Raw genomic sequence first — 25,075 nt, forward strand, 5'->3', positions numbered from 1 at the left:
ATCACCGCCCCTTCCATTTCGGCGGTCGCTTCTCCGTGAACGCCGCGTGGAACTCCCGGTAGTCGTCGCCGTTCATCAGCAGGGCCTGCGTCGAGGCGTCCAGTTCCACCGAAGCCGCGAGCGGCATGTCCAGTTCCGCCGTCAGCAGTGCCTTCGTCTGGGCGTACGCCAGTGCCGGGCCCTCGGCCAGGCGGTGGGCCAGGGCCTGCGCGGCCTCGTCCGCGCCGCCCTCCGGCGTCAGTTCGCTGATCAGGCCGATGCGCTCGGCCTCGGGCGCGCGGACCGGCTCGCCGAGCATGAGGAGGCGGGTGGCGTGGCCGAGGCCGACCACGCGGGGCAGCAGATAGGCCGCGCCCATGTCGCCGCCGGACAGGCCGACCCGGGTGAACAGGAAGGCGAAGCGGGCCGAGGGGTCCGCCACCCGGAAGTCGGCCGCCAGGGCGAGGACCGCGCCCGCGCCCGCCGCCACCCCGTGCACGGCCGCGATCACCGGGAACGGACACTCCCGTACGGCCCGCACCACCTGGCCCGTCATCCGGTTGAAGTCGAGGAGCTGGGCGGTGTCCATGGCGAGGGTCGCGCCGATGATCTCGTCGACGTCGCCGCCGGAGCAGAAGCCGCGGCCCTCGCCGGCCAGGACCAGGGCCCGGACGGAGCGCTCGCGGGACAGCTCGGCGAGCAGGTCGCGCAGGTCGGCGTAGGCGCCGAAGGTGAGCGCGTTGAGTTTGTCGGGGCGGGCGAGGGTGACCGTGGCGACCCCGTCGGCGAGGTCGACGCGCAGGTGCTGCCAGTGGGGGGTGCGGGCGGCGGAGCCGGTGAAGGGGCTCATGTCCGTGCGGCCTCCTCGTGCTCGGTCGGGGTGCGAGGTTCGAGGTGCGCTCTGCCCTTCGAAGTTATCACCCATCTTTGACTGTCGTCACGAGTGCGCAATAGGAGCGTTCGGATGTGACCTGGCCCCGTCACATCCGTCACGGCTCGTCGACAGAGGGGCAACGGCGGGATCAGCGGTGAGAGGCAAGCCGTTGCTACGGGTAAGCCGCCTGCCAAGGGGGCCGAAGGTCCCCTGCGGTGCCCGCCGGACGACTCTGCCGACGGCGCCGTACCATTCATCGGGTTGAAAGCAGGACAGCCTGCTCATGAACGGAACCGCCTTGCAAGATCGCCCCTCAGCCTCGGCCTCCTGGCGCATCGCGCTGCCGCATTCCGCCGCGGCCGTGCCCGTGGCGCGCGCTCTGGTCCGCACCGCGCTGGCCGAGCTGGAGCACGGGGCGGACTGCGACACCGCGGAGCTGCTGACGGCCGAGCTGGTGGCGAACGCCGTGGAGCACACGGCCGGCGACACCCCGATAGAGCTGGTCGTGGAGCTGCTGCCGACCGGCTGCCAGGTGGAGGTGCACGACCCGGACCCGGCGCCCCCGGGGCATCTCACCCGGCCGGACACCACGGACCCGGACCCCTGGCAGGAGCACGGCCGGGGACTGCTCCTGATCAGGGCGCTCAGCTCGTCGTGCGGTCACCGCCCGACCGAGACCGGCAAGGCGGTGTGGTTCCACCTCAAGGCGGTGCCGCCTCAGTGGCACCCGGCGTGACGCTCAGGCCAGCGTCGCCACCAGCACGGCCTTGATCGTGTGCAGACGGTTCTCCGCCTCGTCGAAGACGACCGAGTGCGCCGACTCGAACACCTCGTCCGTGACCTCCAGGGACTCGAGGCCGTGGGTCTCGAAGATCTCCTGCCCGACCTTCGTACCGAGGTCGTGGAAGGCGGGCAGGCAGTGCAGGAACTTCACGTCCGCGTTCCCCGTGGCCCGCAGCACGTCCATGGTCACCGCGTACGGCGACAGCGCGGCGATCCGCTCGTCCCACACGTCCTTCGGCTCCCCCATGGACACCCAGACGTCGGTGGCGACGAAGTCCGCCCCCCGCACGCCCTCCTCCAGCGACTCGGTGAGGGTGATCCGCGCCCCGCTGTCCACGGCGAGCGCCCGCGCCCGCTCGACGACGTCCTGCGCGGGCCAGTAGGTCTTCGGCGCGACGATCCGTACGTCCATGCCCAGCAGCGCGCCGGTGACCAGATACGAGTTGCCCATGTTGAACCGCGCGTCCCCGAGGTAGGCGAACGCGATCTCCCGGACCGGCTTCGCGGTGTGCTCGGTCATCGTCAGCACATCGGCCAGCATCTGTGTGGGGTGCCAGTCGTCGGTGAGCCCGTTGTACACCGGCACTCCGGCGTACTCGGCCAGCTCCTCCACCTTCTGCTGGCTGTCCCCGCGGTACTCGATCCCGTCGTACATACGGCCGAGCACGCGCGCGGTGTCGCGCACGGACTCCTTGTGCCCGATCTGCGAGCCGGACGGGTCCAGGTAGGTCGTCGAGGCCCCCTGGTCCGCCGCCGCGACCTCGAACGCGCAGCGGGTGCGCGTCGAGGTCTTCTCGAAGATCAGCGCGATGTTCTTCCCGCTCAGGTACCGCGTCTCGGTCCCCGCCTTCTTGGCGGCCTTCAGCTCGGCCGCCAGCGCGACCAGGCCGAGGAACTCCTCTGCCGTGAAGTCGAGCTCCTTGAGGAAGTGGCGCCCGGCGAGGGCGGTGGGAACAGTCGCCATGGGGGCGCTCCAGAGGGACGGGAACAGGACCGTGGAAGTCTATACGATATTCAGCATTTCTATACAGCCGCCCTTTCCACCGGACAGCTCATGCAGCGCGGCCCGCCCCTCCCCCGCCCCAGCTCGCTGCCCGGGATCTCGATGACCTCGATGCCCTGCTTGCGCAGATGGGTGTTGGTGGTGGCGTTGCGCTCGTAGGCGACGACGACACCCGGCTCGACGGCGAGGACGTTGCAGCCGTCGTCCCACTGCTCGCGCTCGGCCGCGTGCACGTCCTGGGTGGCGGTCAGGACCCGGATCTCGCTCAGCCCGAGCGCGGCGGCGATCGCGCGGTGCATGTGCTCCGGCGGGTGGTCGGTGACCTTGAGCTCCTTGTCACCGACGCCCGGTTCGATGGTGTACGAGCGGAGCATGCCGAGCCCCGCGTACTGGGTGAAGGTGTCGCCGTCGACCATCGTCATCACGGTGTCCAGATGCATGAAGGCCCGGCGCTTCGGCATGTCGAGGGCCACGATCGACTGCGCGGAGCCCTCGGCGAAGAGCTTGTGCGCGAGCATCTCGACGGCCTGGGGCGTGGTCCGCTCGCTCATGCCGATGAGGACCGCGCCGTTGCCGATGACGAGGACGTCACCGCCCTCGATGGTGGACGGGTAGTCGGCCTGGCCCTCCGACCAGATGTGGAACGTCTCGTCACGGAAGAGCGGGTGGTGGCGGTAGATCGCCTCGAAGTGGACGGTCTCGCGCTGACGGGCGGGCCACTTCATCGCGTTGACGGAGACCCCGTCGTATATCCAGGCGGAGGTGTCCCGGGTGAAGAGGTGGTTGGGCAGCGGGGCGAGAAGGAAGTCGTCGAGGTCCATGACGTGGAAGCGCACCGAGGTGGGCTCCGGGTGGGCGTCCAGGAACTCCCGCTTGGTCATCCCGCCGATGAGGGCCTCCGCCAGCTCTCCGGCGGGCAGCGTCTCGAAGGAGGCCCTCAGGTGGTCGGTGGCCAACGGGCCGTACTCCTTCTCGTCGAAGACGCGGTCGAGCACGAGCGACCGGGCCGCCGGCACCTCCAGGGCCTCGGCGAGCAGGTCGCCGAAGAGGTGCACGGCGACACCGCGGTCGCGCAGCACGTCGGCGAACCCGTCGTGCTCGGCGCGCGCCCGGCGCACCCACAGCACGTCGTCGAAGAGGAGTGCGTCCTTGTTGCTGGGGGTGAGCCTTTTGAGCTCGAGATCCGGCCGGTGCAGGATGACGCGGCTGAGCCGCCCGGCTTCGGAGTCGACGTGGAATCCCATGCCTCCATCCTGACCAACGGGAAGCGTCTTGACGCCTTCGTTCGTACAGATTTCCCGTTCTCGTCCTCTTGACGATAAACGGATCGCCTGGTTATCGTCGTACGGACGAAAAGAGGGGGTTCGATGGCCGACATCACCCGGCGCCTCGGTTGGCGCCATCTGCGCGGCGCGCCCACGGCGCACATCCGGCACCACCGCGGCGGCAAGCTGCTGCACGACGGTCCGGGGCTCAGCTTCTGGTTCCGCGCGCTGACGGCCGCGCTCTCCGAAGTTCCGGTGGACGACCGCGAGTTGGCCATGACCTTCCATGCCCGTACGTCCGACTTCCAGGACGTGGCGGTCCAGGCGACCGTGACCTACCGGATCGGCGACCCGGCGCTCGCCGCCGCCCGCATGGACTTCTCGATCGACCCGGACACCGGGGTGTGGCGGGGCGCGCCCCTGGAACAACTGGGCACGCTGCTCACGGAGACGGCCCAGCAGCACGCGCTCGACGTACTGGCCCGCACTCCCCTGTCCGCCGCCCTGGTGGACGGGGTGGCGGCGGTGCGCGAGCGGGTCGCGGCGGGCCTGGACGCCGAGCCACGACTGCCGGCCACCGGCATCGAGGTGGTCGCCGTACGCGTGATGGCACTGAGACCCGAGCCGGAGGTGGAACGGGCCCTGCGCACCCCGGCCCGCGAACAGATCCAGCAGGAGGCCGACCGGGCGACCTACGAACGGCGGGCCGTGGCCGTGGAGCGCGAGCGGGCCATCGCCGAGAACGAACTGGCCAGCCAGATCGAACTCGCCCGCCGCGAAGAGCAGTTGGTCGAACAGCGCGGCACGAACGCCCGCCGGGAGGCGGAGGAGCACGCGGCGGCGGACGCGGTACGGGCCGAGGCGGAGGCGACGCGTTCGGTACGGCTGGCTCGGGCGGAGGCCGAAGGAGCGCGCGCGGTCGGCGACGCGAAGGCACAGGCGCAGGCCGCCTGGCTGAAGGTCCACGAGGACGTCGAGGTCGCCACCCTGCACGCCCTCACCGGAACCCGGCTCGCGGAGAACCTGCCGCACATCGACAGCGTGACGATCTCGCCGGACGTGCTGACGGGTCTCCTGGCCAAGCTGGGCGCACGGGAGCCGGAGTGAGTCTCGCGCCACGGGCCGTCCTGGTCCATCGCACCACGGAGTACGAGGAGTTGGTGGCCCACCACGGCACCCACGGCCAGGCCGCCTTCTTCCTCTCCTCCCGGGGCCGGGACATCGAGGAGGTCGCCGAACGCCACGAGCGCACCCGCCGCGCACTCGCCGAGGTGACCTCCGCGATCCCGCTGACCTGGCGTCAGGCACGGGTGGAGCGGGCCGACCTGGACCGCTTCCTGTTCGCCCCCGAGGACGTCGTGATCGTGGTCGGCCAGGACGGCCTGGTGGCGAACGTGGCCAAGTACCTCTCGGGACAACGGGTGTTGGGCATCGACACCGAGCCGGGCCGCAACCCCGGTGTCCTGGTTCGGCACCGTCCGCGGGACACGGCGGGGTTGCTGACGGCGGCCGGTGGAAGCGTCGACGAGTTGACGATGGTCGAGGCCGTCGCGGACGACACCCAGCGGCTCGTCGCACTGAACGAGATCTACCTGGGCGCCGCCGGTCATCAGACCGCCAGATACCGCCTGGGCCTGGAGGGCGACGGGGGTGTCGTCGAGGCCCAGGCTTCGTCCGGGGTGCTGGTGGGGACCGGGACCGGAGCCACGGGCTGGCTCCGGTCCGTGTGGCAGGAGCGGGGCGCCGCCCTAAGGCTGCCGGCCCCCACGGAAACCCGCCTGGTCTGGTTCGTCCGTGAGGCCTGGCCGTCCCCGGCCACCGGCACCTCCCTGACCGCCGGCGAGCTCCCCGCCTCCACCCGCCTCCGCCTGACCGTCGAGTCCGAGCGCCTGATCGCCTTCGGGGACGGGATGGAGGGCGACTCACTGGAGCTGACGTGGGGACAGACGGTGGAGGTGGGGGTGTGCGCGGAGCGGTTGCGGTTGGTGGGGTGAGGGGTGACCGCAGATCACCCCTCACCCCCGGCCCCGCGGCTCACAGCCGTGGGTCGACCGGCTCCGACTCCAGCGCCAGCACCCCGAACACCGCCTCGTGGACCCGCCACAGCGGCTCGCCCTCCGCCAGCCGCTCCAGGGCCTCCAGGCCGAGGGCGTACTCGCGGATCGCCAGGGAGCGCTTGTGGTTCAGGAACCTCCCCCGCAGGCGGTCCAGGTTCTCCGGACGGGTGTACTCGGGGCCGTAGATGATCCGCAGGTACTCCCGGCCGCGGCACTTGATGCCGGGCTGGACCAGACGGCCCTCCCCGCTACGGACCACCGCGCCGAGCGGCTTGACGACCATGCCCTCGCCGCCGCGCCCCGTCATCTCCAGCCACCAGTCGACGCCCGCCCGCACCGACTCCGGGTCGCCGGTGTCGACGTAGAGCCGGCGGGTGGTCTGGAGCAGGCCCGTGCCGTCGTGCTCCACCAGGCGGTCGATCAGGGCCAGCTGCTCGTCGTGCGGGAGCCCGGCGAGGCTGCGGCCCTGGACGGCGAGGACCTGGAACGGGGCCAGGCGGACGCCGTCCAGGCCGTCCGTGGTCCAGCAGTAGCGGCGGTACGCGTCGGTGAACGCGGCGGCGTTCACCGCGCGTTCCCGCTGGCGGGCCAGCAGGTCGGCGACCTCGACACCGCGCGCCGCGGCGCCTTCCAGCGCGGCCAGCGCGCCCGGGAACACCGCGCCGGACGCGGCGCCGACGGCCGCGTACTGCGAGCGCAGCAGGCCCGAGGCCTTCAGCGACCACGGCATCAGCTCGGCGTCCAACAGCAGCCAGTCCGTGTCGAGTTCGTCCCACAGGCCCGCCTCGCCGACAGCCGTCCGCAGGCGGTCGAGGACCGTCTCCGTCACCGACTCGTCGTCGAAGAAGGGACGGCCCGTGCGGGTGTACAGCGAGCCCGTCGGCCCGTCCACCCCGAAGCGCCTGCGGGCCGTCTCCGCGTCGCGGCACACCAGGGCCACCGCCCGCGAGCCCATGTGCTTCTCCTCGCACACGACCCGCTCGACCCCGTCCCCGGCGTACTGCGCGAACGCCTCCACCGGGTGCTCCAGGAAGCCTTCGACATGTGAGGTCGCCGTCGGCGCCATGGTCGGCGGGAGGTACGGCAGCAGCCGCGGGTCCACCGCGAAGCGGCTCATGACCTCAAGGGCCGCGGCGGCGTTCTCCTCGCGGACGGCGACCCGGCCCTGGTGCCGGGTCTCGACCGCCCGGCGGCCGTGCACGTCGGCGAGGTCCAGCGGCCGGCCGTCGTGCCCGCCGGGCGCCTCGGACCTCAGCGGTTTCGTCGGCTCGTACCAGACCCGCTCCGCCGGTACGTCGACCAGTTCCCGCTCCGGCCAGCGCAGCGCCGTCAGCTTGCCGCCGAAGACCGCGCCGGTGTCCAGGCAGATGGTGTTGTTGAGCCAGGTCGCCTCCGGGACCGGGGTGTGGCCGTAGACCACGGCCGCCCGGCCGCGGTAGTCCTCCGCCCACGGGTAGCGCACCGGCAGCCCGAACTCGTCGGTCTCACCGGTGGTGTCGCCGTACAGCGCGTGCGAGCGGACCCTGCCGGAGGTGCGGCCGTGGTACTTCTCCGGCAGACCGGCGTGACAGACCACCAGGCGGCCGCCGTCGAGGACGTAGTGGCTGACGAGGCCGTCGATGAACTCCCGTACCTCGGCCCGGAACTCGTCCGGGACGCTCTCCATCTGCTCGATGGTCTCCGCGAGGCCGTGGGTGTGCTGGACCTTGCGGCCCTTGAGGTAACGGCCGTACTTGTTCTCGTGGTTGCCCGGCACGCACAGCGCGTTGCCCGACTTGACCATCGACATCACGCGGCGCAGCACACCGGGGCTGTCCGGGCCGCGGTCGACGAGGTCGCCGACGAAGACCGCGGTACGGCCCTCGGGGTGGACGCCGTCGACGTAGCCCAACTTGCCGAGCAGCGACTCGAGTTCACCGGCGCAGCCGTGGATGTCGCCGACGATGTCGAAGGGTCCGGTGAGGTGGGTCAGGTCGTTGAAGCGCTTCTCGGTGACGACGGTGGCCTGCTCGATGTCGGCCACCCCGCGCAGGACGTGCACCTTGCGGAAGCCCTCGCGCTCCAGGTGGCGTACCGAGCGCCGCAGTTCGCGGATGTGGCGCTTGATGACCCGGACCGGCATGTCGGCCCGGTCGGTGCGGGCCGCGTTGCGCTCGGCGCACACCTCCTCGGGCACGTCGAGCACGATGGCGATGGGCAGGACGTCGTACTGCTTGGCCAGGTCGATCAGCTGCCGTCGGGAGTCCGACTGCACGGACGTCGCGTCGACGACGGTGCGACGGCCGGCGGCCAGGCGCTTGCCCGCGATGTAGTGCAGGACGTCGAAGGCGTCCTTCGTCGCGCCCTGGTCGTTCTCGTCGTCGGAGACCAGGCCGCGGCAGAAGTCCGAGGAGATCACCTCGGTCGGCTTGAAGTGCCGGCGGGCGAAGGTCGACTTGCCGGAGCCGGACGCGCCGACGAGGACGACGAGGGAGAGGTCGGTGACGGGAAGAGTGCGTCCCTTGGTCTGTGTCTCGCTCATGCGGCCTTCACCTCCTTCTCGGTCCTGATCACGGCTGTGCTCAATACAAAAACGGCCATCTGGGTGGGTGGTCCCACCTCCGGGTCGTCCGGTCCCACCGGCACGAACTCCACGTCGTAGCCGTGCCGTTCGGCCACCGACGCGGCCCAGGCGCGGAACTCCTCCCGCGTCCACTCGAAGCGGTGGTCGCCGTGCCGGACGTGTCCGGCCGGGAGCGACTCCCAGCGGACGTTGTACTCGACGTTGGGGGTCGTCACGAGGACGGTCCGCGGGCGGGCCGCGCCGAACACCGCGTACTCCAGGGCGGGCAGCCGGGGCAGGTCGAGGTGCTCGATGACCTCGCTGAGCACGGCGGCGTCGTACCCCTTGAGCCGCTTGTCGGTGTAGGCCAGCGAGCCCTGGAAGAGCTGGACGCGGGCGGCCGTCCGCTCCCCCATGCGGTCCAGCTTCAGCCGCCGGGAGGCGATGGTGAGCGCCCGCACCGACACGTCGACGCCGACGATCTCGGTGAACTTCGGGTCCTTGAGCAGCGCCTGCACCAACTGGCCCTGTCCGCAGCCGAGATCGAGGACGCGGGCGGCGCCGGCGGCGCGCAGCGCCTGAAGGATCGCCTCGCGGCGCTGGACGGCGAGCGGGGTAGGCTTCTCCTCGGTCTCGGTCTCCGCCTCGACGGCGTTGTCGATGTCCTCGACCTCGCTGTCGTCGGCCTCGGCGAGCCGCACCAGTTCCAGGCGTTCCATCGCCTCCCGCGTCAGCGACCAGCGGCGGGACAGGTAGCGGCTGGTGATCAGCTTCTGCTCCGGGTGCTCGGACAGCCAGCCCTCACCGGCCCTGAGCAGCTTGTCGACCTCGTCGGGGGCCACCCAGTAGTGCTTGGCGTCGTCGAGGACGGGGAGGAGGACGTACAGGTGGCGCAGGGCCTCGGCGAGCGTGAGTCGCGTGGACTCCAGTTCGAGCCGGACGTAGCGCGAGTCGCCCCACTCCGGGAACTCGCTGTCCAGCGCCACCGGTTCGACGGTCACGGTCCAGCCGAGCGGCTCGAAGAGCCCCCGTACGAGCGCGGGACCGCCACGAGCCGGAAGCGCCGGTACCTCGATGCGCAACGGCCGGGCCCGCGAGGGCAGTTCGGGCTTCGCGGTGCACACCCCGCGCATCGCGCTGGAGAAGACCGCGCTCAGCGCCACCGCGAGCAGCGAAGAGGCCGCGTAGGGACGGTCGTTGACGTACTGCGCGAGCGCCGCGTCCGGGGCGCCGCCGCGCCCCTTGCCCTTGCCGCGCTTGACCAGCGCCACCGCGTCGACCTCCAGCAACAGCGCCGCCGTGCAGCGCTGATCGTCCGCCTCGGGATACAGGACGTGCGCCCTGCCGTAGGAGGTGGAGAACGCCTGCGCCTTCTCGGGATGCTTGTGCAGCAGGAAGCCGAGGTCGGTGGCGGGGCGCTCGGGAGTGCCGGTGGTACTGATCGTCAGAAACATGCGAGTGGCCTTTCCGGCCGGTGGCAGGGACAGGGTGCCGTACGCGCGAGAGCCCCCGAGGACGGTGATCCCGGGGGCTCGGCAGGACGACTGCCTCAGCTTCCCACAGTCGGTCCCACCTGCGCCTTCGATTAACGGCAGGCGCCGGCTACGACAGCTGCGACTGGACCTGGGCGGAGATCAGCTCCAGATGGTCCAGGTCGTCGAGGTCGAGGATCTGGAGGTAGATCCGGCGGGACCCCACGGCGGCGTAGCGGCCGATCCTGTCGACGACCTCGGCGGGGGTGCCGGCCAGGCCGTTGGTCTTGAGCTCCTCGACCTCACGGCCGATCGCCGCGGCACGGCGGGCGACCTCCTGGTCGTCCTTGCCGACGCAGACGACGAGGGCGTTGGAGAAGGTGATCGCGTCGGCCGCGCGGCCCGCCTCCTGGGCGGCGGCTCGGACCCGGCCGAACTGGGTCTCGCTGTCCTCGGGCGAGGCGAACGGCATGTTGAACTCGTCGGCGTAGCGCGCGGCGAGGCGCGGGGTGCGGGTCGCGCCGTGACCGCCGATCAGCACGGGGATCTTGTGCTGGGCGGGCTTGGGCAGCGCGGGCGAGTTCGTGAGCTCGTAGTGCTTGCCGTGGAAGTCGAAGGTCTCGCCGGGCTCGGTGGCCCACAGGCCGGTGACGATCTCCAGCTGTTCCTCCAGGCGCGGGAACTTCTCCTTCGGGAACGGGATGCCGTACGCCGTGTGCTCCTCCTCGAACCACCCTGCGCCCAGGCCCAGTTCGACACGGCCGCCGGACATCTGGTCGACCTGGGCGACCTGGATGGCGAGGACGCCGGGGAGCCGGAAGGTGGCGGCGGTCATCAGGGTGCCCAGGCGGATCCGCTTGGTCTCGCGGGCGAGGCCGGCGAGGGTGATCCAGGCGTCGGTGGGGCCGGGGAGGCCGTCGGCGTCGCCCATCTTCAGGTAGTGGTCGGAGCGGAAGAACGCGTCGAAGCCGAGGTCTTCCGTGGCCTTGGCGACGGTGAGGAGGGTGTCGTAGCTCGCGCCCTGCTGGGGCTCGGTGAAGATGCGGAGATCCATGGCTCCATCCTGCACGCAGCGGTTCGCCGCACTCCCATCGGTCCCTGTGCTCCCGCGCGTCCCCGGGCGGGTGAAAATCCGTGGGCGGGATGTGCGAGGGCTGACCGGGCCAGTGACCGGGCCCTTTGGTGATCGTTGGCTCGGGCGGAGCCGGCTTGTCGTCGCCGGTGCGTGATCCGTTACCCGCGTCGGCCCCGTCGCCGGGGTCCTGGGGCCGAGGAGGCCGTCATGTCCGAAGAAACCGTGCCGCTGACTGCGGGGGCTGGGCAGCCGAAGGGGTTGCTGCAGCAGATGGAGGAGTTGATGGCGGCGCTGAACGCGGATCTTTCTGCGCTGGATGCGGATCTTCAGGGGACCGGGGGTTCCGGGCGGGGGGCTGGTGAGGAAGAGGTCGGCTGAGGGCAGTTCTCCGGCTGCGGGTGCGTCATGGCTGGTCGCGCAGTTCCCCGCGCCCCTGAAAGAGGTGGGTACAGCTGGGCGTACTTCGACTGCACCCACTGAGGGGCGCGGGGAACTGCGCGACCAGCCGTCACCGGCTCGCAGCCGAGGACTCACCCCGCCTCCGGCAACCCCTCCACCCGGTCCGCCAGTCTTCGCAGCATCTGCAGTACCCGGTCCCGCGACTCGTCCGCCGCGTCGATCGCCTCCATGCACTGCCAGTACGTCGTCTCGTCGTCCGCCGCGCAGGCGAGGCCGACCAGGGCTATGCCCACCTCGCCGAGGAGGCCGCCGAGGCAGAGGAGGGCCTGGCGGGCATCGCCGAGTTCGGTGAGCTGGGCGGCCCGCAGCTCCGCCACGGCGATGTCGGGACGCTCCAGGACCCCGCAGCCCCGGCCCGCCAGTTCGGTCAACCCCAGCGCCTCGCCCCGGAGTTCCGGGGGTCCGGCGACCGCGAGCCGGCTCCCTATCGCCTGGGCCAGGGCCTGCGCCTGCCACACCTCCGCCATGACCTGGGGCGCCTCGCCGCCCCCGGCCAGGGCACGCCTGCTCGTCACGATGAGCCGCACCGCGTCCATCGGCTGCCCCCGTCTGTCGCCCGAACTCCCTTGTCCACTACCCAGAGTGAGATCGCTCGGAACGAAAAACCAGAGGTAGACGGAAATCTATGGACAACAAATCGGTTTCGAAGCGGTTTTTCGTCACGGACAGTAAAAGTGGACTGAATCCTTCCTCACGGCGCCGGAAACCGCCGCTCGTTGCGGTCGATCTTCGCGTCCAGCGCGGTCAGCGGATCGACGCCGAGCACCTCGCACAGCTGGAGCAGATAGGCGAGCACGTCGGCGATCTCGTCCGTGACGCGGTGCGCGCTGTCGGGGTCGTCCATGACCCGCGTCGACTCCTCGGGGGTCAACCACTGGAAGATCTCGACCAGTTCGGAGGCCTCCACGCTGAGCGCGGCGACGAGGTTCTTGGGGGTGTGGTACTGCTGCCAGTCGCGCGCCGCCGCGAAGTCGGCCAGCCGGCGCTGCAGTTTCGCCACGTCGAGGGGTTCGGTCACGGCTCCAGGTGTACCACCGTGACGCCGTCCACCCCGGCGGCCCACGAGGCGTCGCTCACCGCGCCGACGAGCCGGATGTGCCCGCGCTCGCACATCCGCACGGCCAGCCCCAGCAGTTCGGTCCGCTGCCGTGGGTCCAGGCTCCGGTCGAGGTTGTCGGCGAGCACGGTGAGCGTCTGCATCGCGGCGGGCACCTCACCGGCCGGGTCGACCTCCAGCACCCCAGGGCCGGTGAGCAGCACCAGGGCGAGGGCGAGGTACCTCAACTCGCCGTCGCCCAGCCGCGCGAGCTCCGTCCGGCCGCCGTCGCCGCGGTCGAGCAGGGCCCTGACCCTCCCGGCGACCAGGGGTTCGGCGAGCACGTCGGCGACGGGGCCCGCGCATCCGGCGCGCACCGCGGCGACGAGTTGGGCGTGCCGTCGGCCGCACTCCGCCCGGGTGCGCCACAGCACGTCGGCGAGGTTGTCGCAGCCGCCGAGCAGCCGTCCCGAACCGGTCGGCACGGGCAGGCGCATGCGTCCGGGCCGCGGGTCGCAGCCGAAGACGGAGCGCAGGGCGACGACCATCTGTTCGGCGGCGGCGAGGACCCGCCGCTGCCCGTCCGTCTTGCCGGCCACGCGCAGCGGCAGCAGGGGGGTGCCGAGCCGGTCGTCCGGGAGCGGGGCACGGGTGACCGGTGCGTTCCCGGCGGTGTGCCAGGCGGCCTGCACGGCCCGGCGGGAGGGGTCGCGCAGGGCGGTCTCCAGCAGGACGAGCCCACCGGAGGTCAACCGCTCCCCCACGATGCGCAGTTCGGGCTCGGCCTGGACCGCGAGGTCGAGCCGGACCGGACCCTCGGGCCCGTCGGCCGTGCAGCCGATCCTGAAGCCGCGGCGGCGCTGTGCGTCCGGGCGGGCCCGGTCGGGGACGCAGGCCTCGGGTCGGAGGAACACCTCGCCGAGGCTCGCGCCGCCCCCGAGCCGCGCGAGCGCCTCGTACGCCCTGAGCGCGCTCGTCTTGCCGCTCCCGCTGGGCCCGGCCAGCAGGGTCAGCGGCCCAAGCGGCAGTCCGGCCCGCCGGTGCACGGCGTACGCGGAGAGCCGCAGTTCGACGAGGCAGGGCCGGTCGGGGCGGGGCTGAGCGCCCTGCGTCGGCTCCGCGAGCGGAGACGCCGACTGAGCCGGCACTACGGGGGAGGTGGGGGACACACGCATATCCGGACCGTAGGACTCCGCCACCGGGCGAACCGTTCCTCCGCGGCGGCCTTCCTACGAACGAGCTAACCTCCCCGAGGCTCAGGACCCCGGCATGCCGGCGCTCTCCATCAGGCCCGTCACCTCGGTCCCGGCCGGAGTGAGCAGGAACACGTTCCGGTCGACCCGGTGCATCCCGCTGGCCAGCCCGAACACGACTCCCGTACTGAAGTCGAGGACCCGCTTGGCGACCTCGGTCTCCGCGCCGGTGAGGTCGAGCAGGACGGGGATGCCCGCCATCAGGGTCTCGGCGACCTCGCGGGCGTCCGCGAAGACGTTGATCCGCAGGACGACGAAACGGCGTCTGGCCTCGGTCTCGGCCTCCGGCATGGACCGGTGTCCGACCGCGGACGGCCACGCGTCCCGCCCACGCAACGGAACGACCTGGGCGAGCCCCTCCCACTGTTCATCGGTGACGTCGTACCTGTTCACCGGCTCCCCCCGATCCGACTCGCCTTCAATGCCTGCACCAGCCAATTCTTACGCCAAGTCACCCGTTCGGCCCAACAGCGACACGGTCCGCGACCGTCACGGCGGTCACATCACACCGCCGTCCGGCGCGGACGAAAGGGTCTTACCCGCCTCACACCGGACTCTTGGCCTCCGGCGGAGACCCCCTCACCGGGTCCGATTAGCGTCCGATCCCGTGCTCCTGGCAGATACTCAGCTGTCGGCACCCGGCCGGCCGACCCAGCCGGCGGTGTCCGCCGCCCCGGAACCTCCCACGCAGTGGCATCGCGTCCTGACGCTGCTCGCGGACGTCAGCCTCTTCATCGGCACGCGCGAGGTGTGGACCCAGGCGGCCACCCACCGGCCCGCCGTGGCCGCGGTCATCTCGGTCTGCTACGCCTCGATCCTCGTCTGCGGTGTCCTGGCCCTGGTCGTGCGCGGCCGACGGTCGCTCGCGCGCGTGGACCTGTGCGTGCTGGTGACCGGCCTGATGCTCGCCCTGTGCGCGTTCGTCCTGTTCCACCGCGGCTCCGACGAGTCCGTCCTCACCGCCCAGGCGGCCCGCGACCTGGTCGCCGGGCACGGGATCTACGGCCGTCCCTGGCCCTGGCTCTTCGGCGGCGACGGCATCGCGCTCACCCCGACCGTCACGGGTGGCTACGACTACACGTACGGCTATCCCCCGCTCGCCCCGCTGCTGACCGCCCCCCTCCTGTGGCTCGGGCACGGTGGCCTGCCGGCCATAGCGATGAGCACCGGAGCACTGCTCGTCGGCACGGTCGTGCTGTGGTGGCTGCTGCCCGCCCCGTGGCGGTCGGCGGCGACCATGACGTGCCTGGGGTTCTCGATGATTCCCATGTACGGCCGTCTCGGCTACCCGGCGATCCTGGCGCTGGCCCTGCTGGTGCCGGTGGTGGTGCGCTGGCCCCGGATCGGCCGGGGCGGGCGGCTGGGTGCTGCCGGGGTGGCGCAGGCCGCCTGTCTGGGCGCGGCGTGCGCGGCGCAGCAACTGCCGTGGTTCCTCGCGCCGTTCCTGTTCGCCGGGATCTACGCGGTACGGCGCGGGGAGCTCGGCGGGCGGGCGGCGGGCCTGGTGGTGCTGCGGCTCGCCGGGGTCGCCACCACCGTATGGCTGCTGATCAACACGTACTTCGTCGTGAGCCAGCCGGTCGCGTGGCTGAAGGGGATCGCGCTGCCGCTGATCCAGGGCGCGGTGCTGCACGGCCAGGGCCTGGTGGGCGTGTCGCTGTATCTCACGGACGGCAGCGACCGGCTCGACTGGTACGGGTACGCGAGCCTGTTGCTGCTCGCCGGTCTGCTGGCGCTGTTCGTGCTGTTCGTGCGCCGCCTCGGTCCTGCGGCGACCGTGCTGCCGTGGCTGGCCTTCTGGCTGGCGACGCGTTCGCAGGACGGTTACTACCTGATGATGACCCCGCTGTGGCTGGCGACGGCGGTCACCGCGCCGGCCTCGGAGCTCGCCGGGGCCTGGCAGCCGTTCGCGCGCCGGCTCACCGGCCCGCACCGGCGTCCGGCGCGGATCGCCGCGGCCGTCGTACTGCTGAGTCCGGCGCTGGTGAGCGCGACACTGGCGGCCACCGGGTCGCCGCCCCTGCGCCTTGAGGTCACCTCGGTGCGGCACGACGTCCGCACGCTCTCCCGGCTGACCCTCCGCGTCACCAACACGGACGACGACGCCCTCACGCCCCACTTCACCCTCACCCGGGGCCAGGGCATGTACCCGTACTTCTCGGTGCTGCGCGGTCCGGCCACGCTGGCAGCGCACACGACGGCGACCTATGAACTGCGGCCGCCCGGGGGGACGTACGCCCTCCCGAAGCCGGGTCAGAAGGTCCGGCTCCGGGTGTTCACCTCCGCGCCGCAGACGCTGTCGAGCACGTACGTCACGCTGCCGACCGCTTGAAGCGGAGCGAGGCGGTGACCGCGGTCAGGCCGCGGATCATGCCGAGCTGGTTCCAGCCCAGGCCGAAGTGCTCGCGGTCCACCGAGAACTCCGCGTGCAGCGTGACCGCGTCGGCGCTCGCGTCGACGAGCCGCGCGGTGAAGGACTGGGGGCGGCTGACGCCGCGCGCGGTGAGCTGACCGATCACGTGCACCTGATCGCCGTCGCGCAGCTCGGCGCTGCGCACCGCGAAGGTGATCTCGGGGTGGTTGTCGACGTCGAAGAAGTCGGACCCGCGCAGGTGGGTGTCCCGCTTGGCGTTCTTGGTGTCGAGGGAGGCGGCGTCGAGGGTCACGGTGCCGACGGCGGACCCGTCGGCCCGCACCTCGCCGTGACCGTCCACGGTGGTGAAGGTGCCCTTCACGGTGACCAGGCCCCACATCGTCCTGTGCTTGAGCGCGACGGTGGTGGCGGTCCGGTCGAGCTGCCAGGTTCCGGTTTCGACGGCGACGGACATGATGGCTCACTCCTGTAGTCCAAATTTGGATGACACCACGCTAGCTCATACTCCAAATTTGAACAACAGCTACACTCGAAGCATGGCCGATCCGTCCGAATGTCCCACCACGTCCGGCGGGCTCCTGCCCCCTGAGCTGCACGCATGGATGCTGATGCTGGCCGCGACGGGAGCCGTCGAGCAGGAGCTGCGCTCCGTCGTCAAGGAACGCCTGGACGTCTCGCACGACGAGTTCCTGGTCCTGTGCCTGCTCGCCGCGGACCCCGGCCAGGCCCTGCGCATGACCCAGGTCGCCGAACTCCTGGGCCGCCCCAAGACCCGCCTCACCTACCAGGTCGCCTGCCTTCAGCACGCGGGGCTGGTCACCCGCAGGTCGGTCTGCGGCGACAAGCGGGGCATCGAGGTCGCCCTCACCGAGAAGGCCCGGGGACTGCTCAAGGACGCATCCGACGCACTCGCCGAGACGGTCAAGGAGGCACTCGGGCGCTTCATGGGCCCGGCACAGCGCCAGGCGTTGTGCGCGCTGATGCCCGATTTCGCCGCGGAGACGGCACGGGAGTAGTCACCGGTGCGGTGCGGGCAGTCCGGCCCCAGCAGGTACGGCTGCCCCGTGCCTCCGCACCAGGCGGTGAGCGGGTTCAGGGGCGCGGGTTCAGGGGCGCGGGTTCAGGGGCGCGGGGAACTGCGCGACCGGCCACCACGCTGCCGCACTCGCCCCCACGACCCCCTCGTGGCACCCCGGCAGGCGCACTCACACCACCAGTTCCATCAGCACCCCCCTGGCCCGCGCCACCCGGGACCGCACAGTCCCCACCGGGCAACCACTCACCACAGCGGCCTCCTCGTACGACAAGCCCAGCAACTGCGTCAGCACAAACGCCTCCCGCCGCTCGTCGGACAACGCGCCCAACAGATCGAGCAGCGCTATCCCGTCGTCGAATCCGGGCACATTCCGGGGCTGCGCACGCTCCACCGCGGCCTGCCAGTCCGAACTGTCGTACCGGCGGGGCCGGGCCGCGGCGTGCCGGAAGCCGTCGATCACCGCACGGCGGGCGATGGACAGCAGCCAGGTCCGCGCCGAGGACCGCCCCTCGAACCGGTGCAGGCTGCCGAGCGCCCGCAGGAAGGTGTCCTGGGCCAGGTCGTCCACGGACTGGGGGTCGGCGCAGAGGTAGGAGACATAGCGCAGGACGTCATGGTGCAGCGCGCGTACGAAACGGTCGACGGCATCGGTGTCACCGGCGCGGGCGGCGAGTGCCCAGGCGGTGACGGAGGCGTCGGCGGAGTCCCGTTGAGCGCGGAGTTCGGCAGCGGCGGGCAGGGCGGAAGTGATCACCAGGTGTCCTTCTCGGGTCAGCCGTGATCCGGGCCGCTCCGGCGCACACAGGTGCACGGCGGTCCGGTGAGGGGATACGGCCGTGCGGCGACCACGTGTGCGGTGGGCACACGTGCGGCGGGCACAGGTGCCGGCGGCACAGGTGCGGGTGCACGACCGAGCCCGAGGCGCGCGAGGGGCGCCTCGGGAAACCGTCTGTCGTCAGGCGACAGCGGTCCCCGGGGGCGGGCCCCGATGGGTGATCGCGTGGACGAGAAGGAGAAGCCGCGGCGCCCGCTGCGAGCGGGCCCGGCGTACCCGCAGACGCGGGCGGTGCGGGGTGGCGGGCAAGGCGAACAGCAGGCGCAGCGGGGCGACCAGCCGGGCCCCGACAGCCCGCAGGATGCGGAACGCGGCCCGTTCGCCGTACGCCAGCCAGAGCCCGGTGAGAAGCGCGGCGAGCAGATGGGCGGCGTACATCCCGAACGGCACGAGGAAGGAGAGGGCGCCGACACCCGACGAGGTCCCCGCTGGGGCCGCGTCGAGGGAGTCCATGCCGCTCATGTGCATGGACTCCATGTGCATCCCGCCCATGTCCTGCCCCGCCGTTGTGGGCTGCGTCAGGGAGAACGCCGAGTGGAGGGCCGTCTGGGCTGCGACCACGACGGCCACGATCAGCGGCAGCCCGCGTTCACGGCCGGCCAGACACCAGCCCGCGCACCCGGTCACCGCCAGGCCCGCGGCCAGTGTCCAACCCGGCACGGGGGCGCCGGACATGAGGACATGGCCCAGGGCGGCGAGCAGCACACAGACGGCCGCGAACACCGCGGCCCGTACTGTGCGTGCACACCACCCTGCTGTCATGGCGCCTCATCCTCCCATCCGGGCACCCGCCTTCACCTGTGGGTACGGAAATCCACAGGCTCCCGCTCACTGCGCACGGCGACCCCGCACGACGGCGAAGGCGGCCGCCGCCAGGCCCAGGACGCCCACGACCAGTCCGGCGACGCCGAGGCCGCGGGCGGTCGAGTCGCTCACGGCGGCAGCGGAGGTGGTCGCCGAGACCTTGGGGGCGGCGGACGCGCCGGTGCCCGAGGTCAGCTTCAGGACGGGCGCCGGGTTCTCCGGCTCGTCGTCGCCCCCGGCGGCCTCCTCGATCCAGCGGACGACCTTCCCGTCGGAGTAGGTCTGGAGGGTCTTGAAGGTCAGCTGGGCGGTGTCGTCGGGCAGTTGACCGAAGGCGACGTCGAAGTCCTCGTACTGGCCGGGACCGATCTTCCCGCCGGTCCAGGTGATCTCGGAGACCGCGTCGGTGATCGTGCCGTCGTCCGTCTTGACCGGCGTCTTGAGCTTGGTGTCGGTGACCTTGGCGGTCCAGCCGTCGCGCGGGGAGACGAGCACGCCGAGCAGGGGGTGGTCGGTGGGCAGGAACAGCTGCACCTTCGTGGTGCTCGCGGTGTCGCTCTCGTCGGGCACGCGGAACGTGAGGGCGCCGTCGGTGGCGCCCTTGGCGTAACGGTCGGGATGGACGGTGACGTGCGCGGAGGCGACGCCCGCGGCGGTGAGGACGGCGGAGGCGGCGAGGGCGGCGCCGAGGCCGGCGCGGCGCAGGGCGGTGCGTGCTGAGGACATGGGTGAGGGATCTCCGTACTGACAGGAAAGGGGTGAAGGGGTCAGATCGCGTACGGGATCCAGGTGGGCGGTCCGCGCCGGTGGACGGTGTGGCGGAGCAGGAGCGGGCAGGGGGTGCGCGGGCCGTCGGCCGGTGGGCGTACGGGATCCGGGGCGACCGGTTCGCCGTATCCCCGCCACCAGGCCGCGAGGCCCGGTACGAGCGTGACCGCCCGGCGCAGGATCGACCACAGGGCGGCCTCGCCGCGCCGCAGCCACCAGGTCAGCAGGACGGCGGCCGCGACGTGGGCCGCGGTGGCGTGCGGGGTCAGGGTGTGGACGTGCGAGTGGGTCATGCGCATGCCGTGCATGACCATCACCGGGTGCGGCCGCGCCGCGCCGAAGGCCAGATGCAGTCCGCCCTGGGAGGCGAGGGTCGCCCCGCCGATGGCCGCGAGGGGCCTCTCGCGGCCGCCGAGCAGCCACCCGGCCGCGAACACCGGCACGAACCCGGCCGTCTGCGTCCACACCGGCGGTGCCGTGCCGGTCGCCAGGGTGTGCCCGCCGGCGGCCAGCAGCACGCAGAGCGCGGCGAACACCGCCGCGCGCAGGCTCCGGACCGCAGGGGACGCCCTCATGGCGATCGATACTCCCACGTGTGGCCCGGGCCCCGGACTCGGGTTCGGGTTCGGGTTCGGGTTCGGGTTCGGTCAGTAGATGTCACGCACATAGCGCTTGTCGGTGGCGAGTTGCTTCACATAGGCCGCCGCGCCCGCCTCGTCCATGCCGCCGTGCAGGACCGCGATGTCCCGGAGCGCCCGGTCGACGTCCTTCGCCATCCGGGAGGCGTCACCGCACACGTAGAAGTGGGCGCCCTCCTGGAGCCAGGACCACAGCAGCGGGCCGTGCTCGCGCATCCGGTCCTGGACGTAGACCTTGGCGCGCTGGTCGCGGGAGAAGGCGGTGTCCAGGCGGGCGAGGGTGCCGTCCGCCAGGAAGCCGGTCAGCTCGTCCTCGTAGTAGAAGTCGGTCGCCCGATGCTGTTCGCCGAAGAACAGCCAGTTCGGGCCCCGTTGGCCGAGAGCCCGGCGCTGCTCCAGGAAGCCGACGAAGGGCGCGACACCGGTGCCGGGGCCGACCATGACCATGGGCGTGGCGGAGTCGGCCGGCGGGCGGAAGTGCGGGGAGCGCTGGACGTGGACGGGCACCGGGGTGTCCGCGGCGGCGTCGGCGAGGAAGGGCGAGCAGACACCCTGGCGGGGCCTGCCGCGCAGGTTCTCGTAGCGCACCACGGACACGGTCAGCGAGACCAGGTGCGGGTCGGTCAGCGGGCTGGACGATATGGAGTACAGGCGGGGCTGGAGGCGTCCGAGGATCCGCGCCCACTCCTGTGGGCCGGCCTCCACGGCGTACTCCGTGATCACGTCCACGGCCTGCCTGCCCCAGCCCCACTTGGCGAGCTCGTCCTTGTTGTCCGGGCGCAGGAGCTTCTTCAACTCCCGTGGGTCCCTGGTGCGTTCGGCGACGAACCGGAGCAGGCCCGGGGTGATCCTGGTGATGTCGAGGTGGCGCCGGAACGCCTCGCCGAGGGCGACCTCGCCCACGCCGTTGACGTCCACGGCGGCCTCGGCGTCCAGACCGGTCACCGCAAGCCACTCCTCGACCAGGTCCGCCGAGTTGAGCGGCCGGATGCCGAGGGCGTCACCCGCCTCGTAGAGCAGCGGGCTCTCCGCGTCCCGGGTGTCGAAGGTGAACCTGCGGACCTCCTTGCCGGCGCCGGGCAGGCTCAGGAGGCGGTTGCCGGTGAGGCGGGCGAGGACGGGGGCAGGTTTCGCCGGGCGCGCGGGCGCCGCGGGGGCGGCGGGTCGCGAGGTCGGTCCGGCGAGGGCGACGGACCTGGTGGAGGCGGCCGTCGAGGTGCCGGAGTGTGCCTCGGCGGCGTCGGACAGGGCCGTCAGGATCTGGTCAAGCCAGCCGTGTGCCGCGTCCTCGTAGTCCGGTTCGCAGTCCGTGCGCGGGGCGAGCCGTCGCGCGCCGAGTTCGTCGAGGCGCTGGTCGAGGCGTCGGCCGTGGCCGCAGAAGTCGTCGTACGAGGAGTCGCCGAAGGCCAGCACGGCGTACCGACGGCCCTCCAGGCGGGGGGTGCCGGGGTCGGCCAGGGTCTCCCAGAAGCCGCTGCCGTTGTCGGGGGCGTCGCCGTCGCCGAAGGTGCTGGTGATCAGCAGCAGGTCGGCCTCGGCGGGCAGCGTACCGAGATCGGCCTCGTCCATGCCGAGCAGGGAGGCGGGGTGACCGACGGTCTTGAGCCGCTCGGCGGTGGCGGCCGCGAACTCCTCGGCGTTGCCGGTCTGCGAGGCCCACAGGATGACGACCTCACGGCGTGACAGTGTGGCCGAAGGCTGTGTGGCCGCCGCCCGGGAGTACATCCCGGCGAGTGTGCCGTTCACCCACAGGGCGTGTTCGGGGCTGAAGGGTGCGTCGGGCGGCAGCACCGGCACCCCGGGCGCCCCGGCGGGGACCCCGGCGAGGAAGCCCACCAGGTACTGACGCTCCTGCGCGGTGAGGACGGGCGGCGGTGCGGGGTCGAGGCCGAAGACGGACGCGGCCGTGGCGGCGGAGGGGGCAGCCTCTGCGGCCTCCAGCGCGACCGCCGGAAACGGGGCCGGAGCCACCGCGGCCACCGGAGTCCGCACGGTCACCGGCGTGGGCACCTTCGTCAGCGACACCGCGCACACCTTGAACTCCGGCTGGAACGACAGCGGATCCACCGCGTCGCTCGTCACCGCGTTGACGCTCAAGTACTCGCCGAACAGGTCGTTCCAGTGGAAGGGCGCGAAGCAGCACCCCGGCCGCACCCGGTCCGTCACCACGGCCGGCAGCACGGCCCGCCCGCGCCGCGAGGCCACCTCGACCGAGTCGCCGTCGGCCACCCCCAGGGCCGACGCGTCCCTCGGATGCAGCTCCACGAAGGGCCCGGGGTTCAGCTTGTTGAGCTTCGCCACCTTCGCCGTCTTGGTGAGCGTGTGCCACTGGTGCTGGAGCCGCCCGGTGTTCAGGACGAAGGGGTAGTCGTCGTCCGGCATCTCGGCCGGCGGAATGTGCGGCCGGGCGTGGAAGACGGCCCGCCCGCTGGCGGTGGGGAAGCGGAGCGTCCCGTCCTCCCCCACGTACCGGATCGGATTCCGGTCCGGGCCGTCCTCGCTCGCCGCGGGCCACTGCACCGGTGTCCGCCGTAGCCGCTCGTACGTCACCCCGCGCAGGTCCCATCCCGTCTTCGGGTTCCAGGCCCGCTTGATCTCCTCGAAGACGTCCTCCGCGCTGTCGTACGAGAACCCCTTGCCGTACCCCATCTCGCAGGCGACGGCGGCGATGATCCGCCAGTCGGCCATCGCCTCGCCGGGCGGGTCGGCCACGGCAGGCGTCAGCGTGAGGTTGCGCTCGCTGTTGACGAAGACGCCCTCGCCCTCCGTCCACAGCGCACCCGGGAGCACGACATCGGCGTACGCGTTGGTCTCGGTGTCGCCGAAGACGTCCTGGGTGACGACGAACTCGGCGGCTTCCAGGCCCTCGATGACCGTGCGGCGGTTGGCGACCGAGGCGACCGGGTTGGTGCAGATGATCCAGCAGGCCTTGATCTCGCCGTCGGCCATCTTCTGGAACATCTCGACCGTGCCCTTGCCGACGCCGTCGGCGCGCAGGGTGTCCGGGGGCAGCTCCCAGAGCTCCTCCATGAAGGCCCGCTCGTCGTCGACGAGGACGGAGCGCTGGCCGGGCAGGCCCGGGCCCATGTAGCCCATCTCGCGGCCCCCCATGGCGTTGGGCTGGCCGGTGAGGGAGAAGGGGCCGCTGCCGGGGCGGCACAGGGCGCCCGTGGCGAGATGGAGGTTGACCAGGGCGTTGGTGTTCCAGGTGCCGTGGGTGGACTGGTTGAGCCCCATGGTCCACAGGCTCATCCACTCACCGGCCTCGCCGATCAGCCGCGCCGCCTCCCGGATGTCCTCCTCGGCGAGGCCCGTCGTCTCGGCCACCGCGGCGGGCGGGTAGTCGGCGAGGAACTCCGGCATCGCCTCCCAGCCCTCGGTGTGGGCGGCGATGAAGTCCGGGTCGATGTCCCCGTTCGCGTGCAGCAGGTGCAGCAGGCCGTTGAGCAGCGCGAGGTCGGTGCCCGGCTCGATCTGGAGGTACAGGTCCGCCTTCGCGGCCGTGGCGGTGCGCCGCGGGTCGACGACGATCACCTTGGCGCCCGCCGACTTCACCCGCTCCATCATCCTGAGGAACAGGATCGGGTGGCAGTCGGCCATGTTGGAGCCGATGACGAGGAAGAGGTCGGCCTCCTCGAAGTCCTGGTACGAGCCGGGCGGGCCGTCCGCGCCGAGGGACAGCTTGTAGCCGGTGCCGGCACTGGCCATGCACAGCCGGGAGTTCGACTCGATCTGGTTGGTGCGCAGGAATCCCTTGGCGAGCTTGTTCGCCAGGTACTGGGCCTCCAGGCTCATCTGCCCCGAGACGTAGAGGGAGACCGCGTCGGGGCCGTGCTCGTCGACGATCTCCCGCAGCCGCCTGGCGGTCTCGGTGATCGCCGTGGCGACGGCTTCCGGCACCGGTTCCTCGCCCCGCTCGGGCCTTACCAGGGCCGTGGTCAGCCGTCCGGGTGCGGCCAGCAGGTCGGCGGTGGTCGCGCCCTTGGTGCAGAGCTTGCCGAAGTTGGCGGGGTGCTCCTTGTCGCCGGAGGCCTTCAGGACCGTACGCCGTCCGTCGGGGCCCATGCCGATGTCGAGGACCAGGCCGCAGCCCACACCGCAGTACGAGCAGACCGTCCGCACCACGGGCACGCCTCCTGACCTCAGCCGAATCGATCTCACCGACCGTACGAAATGCCCATTACACAGATGTCTCCCGAGCCGTTCATCAGGGGTTACACCGCCCGCACACCTCACCGGGCACTGTTGTGAGCGCCTTCGTGACGCAGCGGGGCCCCGATCCGACGCGCCACAGATTTGGAACGGTTCCATTTCTTGAACCATTCGTGTTTGTGGGGGTAGGTTGGTCCCCATGACCGCCCCCCAGCTTCCGAACACCGCCGATGAGCTGCGCGGTGCCGGCCTGCGGGTGACGGCCGCGCGCGTCGCACTGCTCGAGACCGTCCGGGCCGGTGACCACCTCGCGGCCGACGCGATCGCCACGGGAGTGCGCGACCGTCTCGGCCACATATCTCTCCAGGCCGTGTACGAGGCCCTGCACTCGCTCACCGCGGCGGGCCTCGTGCGCCGCATCGAGCCGCCCGGCAGCGCGGCACGGTTCGAGGGACGGGTCGGGGACAACCACCATCACCTGGTCTGCCGGTCGTGCGGGGCCGTCGTCGACGTCGACTGTGCCGTCGGTCACGCGCCTTGCCTGACAGCTTCCGACGACCGCGGCTTCTCGATCGACGAGGCCGAGGTCATCTACTGGGGCCTGTGCCCCGGCTGCTCCACCCAAAGGCTTACTTCAGCACCGTGATCCACCCAGTTCGGAAGGACTTCC

At 71.7% G+C, this 25,075-nt stretch carries 23 protein-coding genes; 7 read left to right on the forward strand and 16 right to left on the reverse strand.

The window, feature by feature from the left end:
• Position 1: 1 nt before the first annotated feature.
• On the reverse strand, positions 2–829 hold the full coding sequence (locus D1369_RS09810) for an enoyl-CoA hydratase family protein (protein ID WP_007385313.1): 828 nt from the start codon (positions 827–829) through the stop codon (positions 2–4).
• A gap of 307 nt (positions 830–1,136) precedes the next feature.
• Between D1369_RS09810 and D1369_RS09815 the strand changes: the two genes are divergently transcribed.
• Complete coding sequence (locus D1369_RS09815; protein WP_118082412.1) at positions 1,137–1,589, forward strand: ATP-binding protein; 453 nt, start codon at positions 1,137–1,139, stop codon at positions 1,587–1,589.
• Positions 1,590–1,592: 3 nt separating this feature from the next.
• Here the strand turns inward: D1369_RS09815 and argF are convergent, their stop codons facing one another.
• A complete protein-coding gene (gene argF, locus D1369_RS09820) occupies positions 1,593–2,600 on the reverse strand; it encodes an ornithine carbamoyltransferase (protein WP_007385311.1) in 1,008 nt (335 codons plus the stop codon).
• A 59-nt stretch (positions 2,601–2,659) separates the two neighbouring features.
• A complete protein-coding gene (locus D1369_RS09825) occupies positions 2,660–3,883 on the reverse strand; it encodes an arginine deiminase (RefSeq protein ID WP_007385310.1) in 1,224 nt (407 codons plus the stop codon).
• Positions 3,884–4,006: 123 nt separating this feature from the next.
• Here D1369_RS09825 and D1369_RS09830 point away from each other — a divergent pair, with 123 nt between their 5' ends.
• Positions 4,007–5,011, forward strand: coding sequence for an SPFH domain-containing protein (locus tag D1369_RS09830; RefSeq protein WP_007385309.1), 1,005 nt, complete (start codon positions 4,007–4,009; stop codon positions 5,009–5,011).
• Complete coding sequence (locus D1369_RS09835; protein ID WP_007385308.1) at positions 5,008–5,898, forward strand: NAD(+)/NADH kinase; 891 nt, start codon at positions 5,008–5,010, stop codon at positions 5,896–5,898. Before D1369_RS09830 ends, D1369_RS09835 begins: the two co-directional genes overlap by 4 nt.
• A 40-nt stretch (positions 5,899–5,938) precedes the next feature.
• Here the strand turns inward: D1369_RS09835 and D1369_RS09840 are convergent, their stop codons facing one another.
• The 3 genes from D1369_RS09840 to D1369_RS09850 all read right to left on the reverse strand — a co-directional run bounded on the left by D1369_RS09840 (position 5,939) and on the right by D1369_RS09850 (position 11,029).
• Positions 5,939–8,482 (reverse strand): polynucleotide kinase-phosphatase, encoded by a 2,544-nt coding sequence (locus D1369_RS09840; protein WP_007385307.1) that lies wholly within the window; start codon positions 8,480–8,482, stop codon positions 5,939–5,941.
• A complete protein-coding gene (locus D1369_RS09845; RefSeq protein WP_007385306.1) occupies positions 8,479–9,957 on the reverse strand; it encodes a 3' terminal RNA ribose 2'-O-methyltransferase Hen1 in 1,479 nt (492 codons plus the stop codon). Before D1369_RS09845 ends, D1369_RS09840 begins: the two co-directional genes overlap by 4 nt.
• A 148-nt stretch (positions 9,958–10,105) precedes the next feature.
• Positions 10,106–11,029: an LLM class F420-dependent oxidoreductase gene (locus tag D1369_RS09850; protein ID WP_007385305.1), complete on the reverse strand. Its 924-nt coding sequence runs from the start codon at positions 11,027–11,029 to the stop codon at positions 10,106–10,108.
• Between the two features lie 228 nt (positions 11,030–11,257).
• On the opposite strand from D1369_RS09850, the gene D1369_RS42850 reads away from it, so the two are divergent.
• Complete coding sequence (locus D1369_RS42850) at positions 11,258–11,428, forward strand: hypothetical protein (RefSeq protein ID WP_162951005.1); 171 nt, start codon at positions 11,258–11,260, stop codon at positions 11,426–11,428.
• Between the two features lie 152 nt (positions 11,429–11,580).
• Here D1369_RS42850 and D1369_RS09855 read toward each other — a convergent pair whose 3' ends face one another.
• From D1369_RS09855 to D1369_RS09870, 4 genes are all read right to left on the reverse strand, one after another.
• Positions 11,581–12,045 (reverse strand): DUF6099 family protein, encoded by a 465-nt coding sequence (locus D1369_RS09855; protein ID WP_007385304.1) that lies wholly within the window; start codon positions 12,043–12,045, stop codon positions 11,581–11,583.
• Between the two features lie 155 nt (positions 12,046–12,200).
• Positions 12,201–12,527 carry a nucleotide pyrophosphohydrolase gene (locus tag D1369_RS09860; protein ID WP_007385303.1) on the reverse strand — a complete coding sequence of 109 codons (327 nt, stop codon included), beginning with the start codon at positions 12,525–12,527 and terminating at the stop codon, positions 12,201–12,203.
• Positions 12,524–13,720 (reverse strand): biotin transporter BioY, encoded by a 1,197-nt coding sequence (locus D1369_RS09865; RefSeq protein ID WP_037903729.1) that lies wholly within the window; start codon positions 13,718–13,720, stop codon positions 12,524–12,526. Before D1369_RS09865 ends, D1369_RS09860 begins: the two co-directional genes overlap by 4 nt.
• Before the next feature lie 81 nt (positions 13,721–13,801).
• A complete protein-coding gene (locus tag D1369_RS09870) occupies positions 13,802–14,191 on the reverse strand; it encodes a cell division protein SepF (RefSeq protein WP_007385301.1) in 390 nt (129 codons plus the stop codon).
• A gap of 268 nt (positions 14,192–14,459) precedes the next feature.
• On the opposite strand from D1369_RS09870, the gene D1369_RS09875 reads away from it, so the two are divergent.
• Positions 14,460–16,130 (forward strand): hypothetical protein, encoded by a 1,671-nt coding sequence (locus D1369_RS09875; protein WP_205574523.1) that lies wholly within the window; start codon positions 14,460–14,462, stop codon positions 16,128–16,130.
• Here the strand turns inward: D1369_RS09875 and D1369_RS09880 are convergent.
• A complete protein-coding gene (locus tag D1369_RS09880) occupies positions 16,111–16,626 on the reverse strand; it encodes a YceI family protein (protein ID WP_007385299.1) in 516 nt (171 codons plus the stop codon). The two genes, D1369_RS09875 and D1369_RS09880, sit on opposite strands and share 20 nt — an antisense overlap.
• Positions 16,627–16,708: 82 nt before the next feature.
• Here D1369_RS09880 and D1369_RS09885 point away from each other — a divergent pair, with 82 nt between their 5' ends.
• Entirely contained in the window at positions 16,709–17,188 is a 480-nt protein-coding gene (locus tag D1369_RS09885; RefSeq protein WP_007385298.1) for a MarR family transcriptional regulator, read from the forward strand.
• Positions 17,189–17,377: 189 nt separating this feature from the next.
• Here D1369_RS09885 and D1369_RS09890 read toward each other — a convergent pair whose 3' ends face one another.
• From D1369_RS09890 to D1369_RS09910, 5 genes are all read right to left on the reverse strand, one after another.
• Positions 17,378–17,962, reverse strand: coding sequence for a sigma-70 family RNA polymerase sigma factor (locus tag D1369_RS09890; protein WP_037901662.1), 585 nt, complete (start codon positions 17,960–17,962; stop codon positions 17,378–17,380).
• Between the two features lie 201 nt (positions 17,963–18,163).
• Positions 18,164–18,805: a hypothetical protein gene (locus D1369_RS09895; protein WP_007385296.1), complete on the reverse strand. Its 642-nt coding sequence runs from the start codon at positions 18,803–18,805 to the stop codon at positions 18,164–18,166.
• Between the two features lie 66 nt (positions 18,806–18,871).
• Positions 18,872–19,573: a YcnI family protein gene (locus D1369_RS09900; protein ID WP_037903724.1), complete on the reverse strand. Its 702-nt coding sequence runs from the start codon at positions 19,571–19,573 to the stop codon at positions 18,872–18,874.
• Between the two features lie 41 nt (positions 19,574–19,614).
• Entirely contained in the window at positions 19,615–20,190 is a 576-nt protein-coding gene (locus D1369_RS09905; protein ID WP_162951006.1) for a hypothetical protein, read from the reverse strand.
• Between the two features lie 72 nt (positions 20,191–20,262).
• On the reverse strand, positions 20,263–24,378 hold the full coding sequence (locus D1369_RS09910) for a molybdopterin-dependent oxidoreductase (RefSeq protein ID WP_118082414.1): 4,116 nt from the start codon (positions 24,376–24,378) through the stop codon (positions 20,263–20,265).
• 226 nt (positions 24,379–24,604) lie between these two features.
• On the opposite strand from D1369_RS09910, the gene D1369_RS09915 reads away from it, so the two are divergent.
• Positions 24,605–25,051, forward strand: a complete 447-nt coding sequence (locus D1369_RS09915) for a Fur family transcriptional regulator (protein WP_007385291.1) — start codon at positions 24,605–24,607, stop codon at positions 25,049–25,051.
• Positions 25,052–25,075: the final 24 nt, after the last annotated feature.

It is taken from the genome of Streptomyces sp. CC0208, assembly GCF_003443735.1.
In the GTDB taxonomy this organism is placed as follows: Bacteria; Actinomycetota; Actinomycetes; order Streptomycetales; family Streptomycetaceae; genus Streptomyces; species Streptomyces sviceus.

Excerpts from the sequence above, each read along its gene's own strand:
- D1369_RS09845 (WP_007385306.1), bottom strand. The coding sequence starts at position 9,957 with ATGTTTCTGACGATCAGTACCACCGGCACTCCCGAGCGCCCCGCCACC.
- D1369_RS09810 (WP_007385313.1), bottom strand. The coding sequence starts at position 829 with ATGAGCCCCTTCACCGGCTCCGCCGCCCGCACCCCCCACTGGCAGCAC.
- D1369_RS42850 (WP_162951005.1), top strand. The coding sequence starts at position 11,258 with ATGTCCGAAGAAACCGTGCCGCTGACTGCGGGGGCTGGGCAGCCGAAG.
- D1369_RS09850 (WP_007385305.1), bottom strand. The coding sequence starts at position 11,029 with ATGGATCTCCGCATCTTCACCGAGCCCCAGCAGGGCGCGAGCTACGAC.
- D1369_RS09905 (WP_162951006.1), bottom strand. The coding sequence starts at position 20,190 with ATGAGGGCGTCCCCTGCGGTCCGGAGCCTGCGCGCGGCGGTGTTCGCC.
- D1369_RS09900 (WP_037903724.1), bottom strand. The coding sequence starts at position 19,573 with ATGTCCTCAGCACGCACCGCCCTGCGCCGCGCCGGCCTCGGCGCCGCC.
- D1369_RS09865 (WP_037903729.1), bottom strand. The coding sequence starts at position 13,720 with ATGCGTGTGTCCCCCACCTCCCCCGTAGTGCCGGCTCAGTCGGCGTCT.
- D1369_RS09895 (WP_007385296.1), bottom strand. The coding sequence starts at position 18,805 with ATGACAGCAGGGTGGTGTGCACGCACAGTACGGGCCGCGGTGTTCGCG.
- D1369_RS09825 (WP_007385310.1), bottom strand. The coding sequence starts at position 3,883 with ATGGGATTCCACGTCGACTCCGAAGCCGGGCGGCTCAGCCGCGTCATC.
- D1369_RS09880 (WP_007385299.1), bottom strand. The coding sequence starts at position 16,626 with ATGTCCGTCGCCGTCGAAACCGGAACCTGGCAGCTCGACCGGACCGCC.
- D1369_RS09830 (WP_007385309.1), top strand. The coding sequence starts at position 4,007 with ATGGCCGACATCACCCGGCGCCTCGGTTGGCGCCATCTGCGCGGCGCG.
- D1369_RS09840 (WP_007385307.1), bottom strand. The coding sequence starts at position 8,482 with ATGAGCGAGACACAGACCAAGGGACGCACTCTTCCCGTCACCGACCTC.
- D1369_RS09885 (WP_007385298.1), top strand. The coding sequence starts at position 16,709 with ATGGCCGATCCGTCCGAATGTCCCACCACGTCCGGCGGGCTCCTGCCC.
- D1369_RS09815 (WP_118082412.1), top strand. The coding sequence starts at position 1,137 with ATGAACGGAACCGCCTTGCAAGATCGCCCCTCAGCCTCGGCCTCCTGG.
- D1369_RS09855 (WP_007385304.1), bottom strand. The coding sequence starts at position 12,045 with ATGGACGCGGTGCGGCTCATCGTGACGAGCAGGCGTGCCCTGGCCGGG.
- D1369_RS09915 (WP_007385291.1), top strand. The coding sequence starts at position 24,605 with ATGACCGCCCCCCAGCTTCCGAACACCGCCGATGAGCTGCGCGGTGCC.
- argF (WP_007385311.1), bottom strand. The coding sequence starts at position 2,600 with ATGGCGACTGTTCCCACCGCCCTCGCCGGGCGCCACTTCCTCAAGGAG.